This window comes from Streptomyces sp. RPT161 (genome assembly GCF_027533845.1).
GTDB classification, from domain to species: Bacteria; Actinomycetota; Actinomycetes; order Streptomycetales; family Streptomycetaceae; genus Streptantibioticus_A; species Streptantibioticus_A silvisoli_A.
Genome location: NZ_JAPZVN010000016.1, coordinates 128,463 through 135,007, shown reverse-complemented (window position 1 = coordinate 135,007; position 6,545 = coordinate 128,463). Strand labels below are relative to the sequence as shown.

Sequence of the window (6,545 nt, the reverse complement as noted above, 5' to 3'; positions counted from 1 at the left end):
GCGTGACCCTCTTACGTCCGCACACCAGCCCGGTCAGGGGAGAACCAGGGAAGGAGGCCCCCATCGTGACGCTGTTGGAGAGCATCCGAGGGCCACGTGACCTCAAGGCTCTTGAGGCCGACCAGTTGGATGAACTCGCCCGGGAGATCAGGCAGTTCCTGGTGCAGGCGGTGGCCAGGACCGGGGGCCACCTCGGGCCGAACCTCGGCGTGGTGGAACTGACCATCGCGCTGCACCGCGTCTTCAGCTCGCCCGCCGACCGCATCCTGTGGGACACCGGGCACCAGTCCTACGTCCACAAGATCCTGACAGGACGTCAGGACTTCTCCAAGCTACGTGGCAAGGGCGGCCTGTCCGGCTACCCGTCGCGCGCCGAGTCCGAGCACGACGTCATCGAGAACTCGCACGCGTCCACCGTGCTCGGCTGGGCCGACGGCCTGGCCAAGGCCCACGAGGTGCGGCACTGCAGTGACCACGTGGTGGCCGTCATCGGCGACGGAGCGCTCACGGGCGGCATGGCCTGGGAGGCGCTCAACAACATCGCCGCCGCCAGGGACCGCCCCCTGATCATCGTCGTCAACGACAACGAACGCTCCTACGCGCCCACCATCGGCGGACTCGCCAACCACCTCGCCACCCTGCGCACCACCAACGAGTACGAGTGGGCACTCGACCTGGGCAAGCAACTCCTCCAGGCCACCCCGGTGATCGGCCGTCCGCTGTACGAGTCGCTGCACGGCGCGAAGAAGGGCTTCAAGGACGCCTTCGCCCCGCAGGGCATGTTCGAGGACCTGGGGCTGAAGTACCTCGGCCCCATCGACGGCCATGACATCGCGGCAGTGGAGTCGGCGCTGCGCCGGGCCAAACGCTTCCGCGGCCCGGTACTGGTCCACTGCCTGACGGAGAAGGGCCGCGGCTACGCCGCCGCCGAGCGGGACGAGGCCGACCGCTTCCACTCCGTCGCCGCCATGGACCCGCTGACCTGCGCACCGCTGGCCCCGTCCGCCGGGCAGTCGTGGACCTCGGTGTTCGGCTCGACGATGGTCGAACTCGGCCGGGAGCGTGAGGACGTCGTCGCCATCACCGCCGCCATGCTCCAGCCGGTCGGCCTGGCGGAGTTCGCCGGGCGGTTCCCCGGCCGGGTCTACGACGTGGGCATCGCCGAGCAGCACGCGGCGACCTCGGCCGCGGGCCTGGCCACCGGGGGCCTGCATCCGGTCGTCGCCGTCTATTCCACCTTCCTCAACCGGGCCTTCGACCAGGTGCTGATGGACGTCGCGCTGCACAGGTGCGGGGTCACCTTCGTACTGGACCGCGCCGGTGTGACCGGCCCGGACGGTGCCTCGCACAACGGCATGTGGGACATGTCGATCCTGCAGGTGGTACCCGGCCTGCGGATCGCTGCCCCGCGCGACGCCGACCAACTGCGCGCCCAGTTGTGGGAGGCGGTGGACGTCGACGACGCTCCCACCGTCATCCGCTTCCCCAAGGCGTCGGTCGGCGAGCCCATGCCCGCCATCGACCGGATCGGCGGCATGGACGTACTGCACCGCGGCGACCGCTCCGATGTGCTGCTGGTCTCGGTCGGCGCACTGGCCGACACCTGCCTGTCCGCCGCCGCGCTGCTACGGGACCGGGGCATCGGCGTCACCGTGGTCGACCCGCGCTGGGTCAAACCCGTGGACCCCGCGCTGCCGCCGCTCGCCGCCGACCACCGACTGGTCGCCGTGGTGGAGGACAACGGGCGCGTCGGGGGTGTCGGTTCGGCGGTCGCCCAGGCACTGCGGGACGCCGATGTGGACGTCCCGGTAAGGGACTTCGGGATCCCGGCGCAGTTCCTGGCGCACGCCAAACGCAGCGAGGTACTGGCCGACCTGGGCCTCACTCCGGCCGAGATCGCCGGACGCATAGGCGCGGCCCTGGCCCGGATCGACGCCCGGGCCGGCGGACAAGGTGTGATCGAGAAGGAGGAAGCCGATGGCCGAGCCTGACGCCGCCGAGCACAAGGGCTTTGACCTGGGCAGGCTGTTGGCCGAGCGGGGTGCGGAACGCTACGAGCTGCACGCCAGGCATCTGAACCACCAACTGCCCCGCATGCTGCACACCATCGGCTTCGACAAGGTGTACGAGCGGGCCGAGGGCGCGTACTTCTGGGACGCGGACGGCCAGGACTACCTCGATATGCTCGCGGGATTCGGGGTGATGGGCCTGGGACGGCACCATCCCGTTGTCCGCAAGGCACTGCACGACGTGCTGGACGCCGGGCTCGCCGACCTCACCCGGTTCGACTGCCCGCCGCTGCCCGGCCTGCTCGCCGAGAAACTGCTGTCCTACGCACCCCATCTGGACCGGGTGTTCTTCGGCAACAGCGGTACCGAAGCCGTCGAGACGGCGCTGAAGTTCGCCCGTTACGCCACCGGCAGGCCGCGCGTGCTGTACTGCACGCACGCCTTCCACGGCCTGACCACCGGATCCCTGTCGGTCAACGGTGAGGGCGGGTTCCGGGACGGCTTCGCTCCCCTGCTGCCCGACACAGCGATCGAGATGGGCGATCTGGCCGCGCTGGAACGGGAGTTGCGGCGCGGCGACGTCGCGGCGTTCGTGGTCGAGCCGATCCAGGGCAAGGGCGTCCATGAGACACCGCCCGGATTCCTGCGTGCCGCACAGGAGTTGCTGCACCGGCACAGGGCGCTGCTGATCGCCGACGAGGTGCAGACCGGCATCGGCCGCACCGGTGACTTCTTCGCCTACCAGCACGAGGAGGGTGTCGAGCCGGACCTGGTGTGCGTGGCGAAGGCGCTGTCCGGCGGCTACGTGCCGGTCGGGGCCACCCTCGGCAAGGAGTGGATCTTCAAGAAGGTCTACTCGTCCATGGACCGGGTGCTGGTCCACTCGGCCAGCTTCGGCTCCAACGCCCAGGCGATGGCGGCCGGACTGGCCACCCTGGCGGTGATGGACGACGAGAAGGTGTTGGAGAACGCCCGCACCACCGGCGAGTTGCTGCGCTCCCGGCTGGCCGCGCTGGTCGACCGATACGAGCTGCTGCACGAGGTGCGCGGCCGGGGCCTGATGATCGGCATCGAGTTCGGCCGTCCCAAGTCGCTGAAGCTGCGTGGCGGTTGGACGATGCTCCAGGCGGCCCGCAAGGGCCTGTTCGCGCAGATGGTCGTGGTGCCGCTGCTACAGCGGCACCGGATCCTCACCCAGGTCTCCGGCGACCACCTGGAGGTCATCAAGCTGATCCCGCCGTTGACCATCGGCGAGAAGGAGGTCGACCGCTTCGTCGACGCCTTCACCGACGTCATGGACGACGCACACAAGGGCAGCGGCCTGATGTGGGACTTCGGCCGCACCCTCATCAAGCAGGCTATGGCGGGCTGACCCCCGAGTGGGGCGCTGGCCGTCGCGGCGAGAGGAACCTCCGCCGCGACTGCCGGCCACCACGAGAACGCGGACCGGCGGTCATACGACCACCTCGACGGGACGGCTCTGGTCAACAACCGCCGCGAGTGAGCCCGCGGCGGGCCAGCAGCGGCTCGATCCGCGGCTCCCGGCCGCACACCGCCCGGAACGACTCCATCATGTCGGCACCGCCGCCCTTCGCCAGCAGCCCGCGCCGGAACAGCTCACCGCTCTCCCGCACCGTCCTGCCGTTCTCCCGGAACCACTCGACGGTGTCGGCGTCCAGCACCTCGCTCCAGATGTACGAGTAGTAGCCCGCGCTGTACTCGTTGACGTCGTGGGCGAAGACATGCGCGAAGTACGTACTGCGGTAACGCGGCGGAATCTCCGGCACCGCGATCCCGGCGCCCTCCAGCGCCGCGGCCTCGAAGGCCTCGGTGTCCCCAGGGTCGTCCTGGGCGCCCAGGGTGTGCCACTTCCAGTCGAGCACCGCCGCGGCCAGGTACTCCACCGTGCGGAAACCCTCGCCGAACCGACCCGCCGCGGCCAACCGGTCCAACCGGTCCACCGGCAGCGGCTCACCGGTCCGGTGGTGGCGCGCGTAGTTGGCCAGTACCTGTGGCCACACCATCCACATCTCGTTGACCTGCGAGGGGTACTCGACCACATCGCGCGGCACCTTGGTGCCGGAGAACGTCGGATAGCGCACCTCGGACAGCAGCCCGTGCAGCGCGTGCCCGAACTCATGGAACAGCGTGCGGACCTCGTCGAAGGTGAGCAGCGTCGGCTCGCCCGTCGGCGGCTTGGCCACGTTGAGGTTGTTCACCACCACCGGCCGCTGGCCCAGCAGGTCGCACTGGTCGACGAGTTGGGCCATCCAGGCACCGCCGCGCTTGCCGGCCCGGGCGTGGACGTCCAGCAGGTAGAGACCGAGCGGCCGGTCCGCGTCGAACACCTCGAAGACCCGGACGTCCGGGTGGTAGCCCACAAGATCGTGCCGCTCGCCGAAGCGCAGCCCGTACACCAGCCCGGCCGCGAAGAACACCCCGTCGGCCAGCACCCGTTCCAGCTCGAAGTACGGGCGCAGCGCCGCCGCGTCGATGCCGTACCGGCTCTTGCGGACCCGCTCCGCGTAGTACGCCCAGTCCCACGGCTCCAGCCGGACGCCGCCGCCAGGCTCCGCGCGCAGCGCCTCGGCCTCCGCACGCGCGTTGGCGACGGCCGGTGGGATCAGCCGGGCCAGCAGATCCTCCACCGCCTCGGTGCTGCCCGCGGTCATGCCGCCGACCACGTGGGCGGCATGGCTGCGGTGCCCGAGCAGCGCGGCGCGCTCGGCGCGCAACCCGGCGATGCGGGCGACGAGTCGCCGGTTGGACTCAAGGCCCCGGCCGAGCGAGGCGGTCAGCAGCCGCTCGCGTACCGCGCGGTTGTCCAGCCAGGCCAGCTCGCTCTGGTTGGAGAACAGTTTGAGGCTCAGCACGTAGCGGCCGTCGTGGCCGCGGGCCGTGCCGTTGGCCGCCGCCGCGGCGATGGCGTCGGGGGAGAGCCCGGCGAGTTCCTCGGGGTCGTCCAGCACCAGGGCGGCGGCCCGGGTGTCCGCCGCCAGGTTCTGCTGGAAGACGGCGCCCAAGCGGGCCAACTCGGCGTTCAAAGCCCGCAGTCGCTCCTGCTCGGCCGGGCCGAGCAGGGCCCCGGACCGTACGAAGTCAGTGTGGTACCGCTCCAGCAGCCGCAGCGACTCCGGGTCGAGGCCGAGTTGGTCGCGTCCGGCGTACAACGCGTCGATCCGGGCGAACAGCGCCGAATCCAGCTGGATCGCGTCGCGGTGCGCCGCGAGCTTCGGGCTGTATTCCGCGTTGAGCGCGTCTAGTTCGGGTGAGGTGTCGGCCGCCACCTGGTTGTGGAACACGCTCTCCACCCGGTGCAGCAGAGCGCCGCTGCGCTCCAGCGCGACCACCGTGTTCTCGAAGCCGGGCGGCTGGTCGCCGCCGGTGATCGCCGCGATCTCGGCGAGCTGCTCGGCCATGCCCCGGTCAAGGGCCGGGGCATAGTGCGCCACCCGCACCTCGGCGAACGGCGGCAGCTCGTACGGGAGGGTGCTCCGGGAGAAGAACGGATTCTCACTCACCCGGCCGACCCTAACGGGCGTCGTCCTCCAGCAGCAGGGTGCACAGCAACTCCCTGCGCTCGTCGGACAGTCCAAGGCCCTCCGCCAGATAGCGGTCGGTGGAACCCCAGCGCTCGTCGATGGCCTCGAAGGCGGTCGCCAGATACTCGGGACGGGCCTCGAACAGCGGATTGAGCAGCTCCACCACCTCGGGGGTGGCGACGCCCGCGGCGTTGCGGCCACGCTGGATGCGGTAGCGGCGGTGCGCGTCGTTGCTCAGCATGTAGTCCGCCTCGATCTCGGAGTGCTTGACGCCGAGCGCCAGCAGCACCACCGCGATCGAGGTGCCGGCCCGGTCCTTGCCCGCCGCGCAGTGCAGCAGCGCCGGTACCGACCGCTCCTCGATCAGGAAGTCCAGCAGCCGGGCGTGGTCCCGGGTGCGCTCCAGGATCAGCGAGCGGTACGCCTGCTGCATCCGCGCCGCGCCCTTGCCGTCGCCCAGCGCGGCGCGCAGTGCGTCGAGGTTGCCGTCCCGTACCGTGCCCCAGAACTCCGCCCCGTCGGCCGGATCGCTCAGCGGCATGTTCACGTTCCGCACCCCGGGAAGGGTGACGTCCGGTCCCTCCAGCTTGATGTCGGAGGCGTTGCGGAAGTCGAAGATCGTGTGCAGGCCGAGGGAGGCGAGGTAGGCGGCGTCCTCCTCGGTGGCATGGGCCAGGTGACCGCTGCGGTAGAGCCGTCCGAACCGGACCCGGCGTCCGTCGCCGGTGACCACGCCACCGACGTCCCGAAAGTTGCGCACTCCGGTCAGCTCGGGCTCGGTCTGCGTCTGTGTCGGGGCCTGCGGCGTCTGCTGGGTCACCGTGCCTCCTTCGGGACGGGTCGGCGGTGCGGATCACCGCCGTGACTGCCATAGCTGACCATACGACAGTCTGACCCAGGGCGTACCAGGTGGTATGTGGGGGCTCAACGATTCTTCTCGCGCCCGCGGCTCACCACGCGCCCCGTGGCACGCGGCCCTATTCCGCATCACCCG

At 70.5% G+C, this 6,545-nt stretch carries 4 protein-coding genes; 2 read left to right on the top strand and 2 right to left on the bottom strand.

Going from position 1 to position 6,545, the window contains the following annotated elements; all coding sequences use genetic code 11:
• Window positions 1-65 precede the first annotated feature (65 nt).
• Both dxs and O5O46_RS26300 read left to right on the top strand, forming a co-directional pair.
• Window positions 66-1,991 carry a 1-deoxy-D-xylulose-5-phosphate synthase gene (gene dxs, locus O5O46_RS26305; RefSeq protein ID WP_269858066.1) on the top strand — a complete coding sequence of 642 codons (1,926 nt, stop codon included), beginning with the start codon at window positions 66-68 and terminating at the stop codon, window positions 1,989-1,991.
• Window positions 1,978-3,381: an aspartate aminotransferase family protein gene (locus O5O46_RS26300; RefSeq protein WP_269858061.1), complete on the top strand. Its 1,404-nt coding sequence runs from the start codon at window positions 1,978-1,980 to the stop codon at window positions 3,379-3,381. The genes dxs and O5O46_RS26300 overlap by 14 nt, the downstream gene beginning before the upstream one ends.
• 112 nt (window positions 3,382-3,493) lie before the next feature.
• Here the strand turns inward: O5O46_RS26300 and O5O46_RS26295 are convergent, their stop codons facing one another.
• Together O5O46_RS26295 and O5O46_RS26290 are read right to left on the bottom strand one after the other, a co-directional pair.
• On the bottom strand, window positions 3,494-5,530 hold the full coding sequence (locus O5O46_RS26295; RefSeq protein ID WP_269858060.1) for a M3 family metallopeptidase: 2,037 nt from the start codon (window positions 5,528-5,530) through the stop codon (window positions 3,494-3,496).
• 10 nt (window positions 5,531-5,540) lie between these two features.
• Window positions 5,541-6,371 carry a tyrosine-protein phosphatase gene (locus tag O5O46_RS26290; RefSeq protein ID WP_269858059.1) on the bottom strand — a complete coding sequence of 277 codons (831 nt, stop codon included), beginning with the start codon at window positions 6,369-6,371 and terminating at the stop codon, window positions 5,541-5,543.
• Window positions 6,372-6,545: the final 174 nt, after the last annotated feature.

Coding starts and splice junctions, on each gene's coding strand:
- O5O46_RS26300 (WP_269858061.1), top strand. CDS start 1,978: ATGGCCGAGCCTGACGCCGCCGAGCACAAGGGCTTTGACCTGGGCAGG.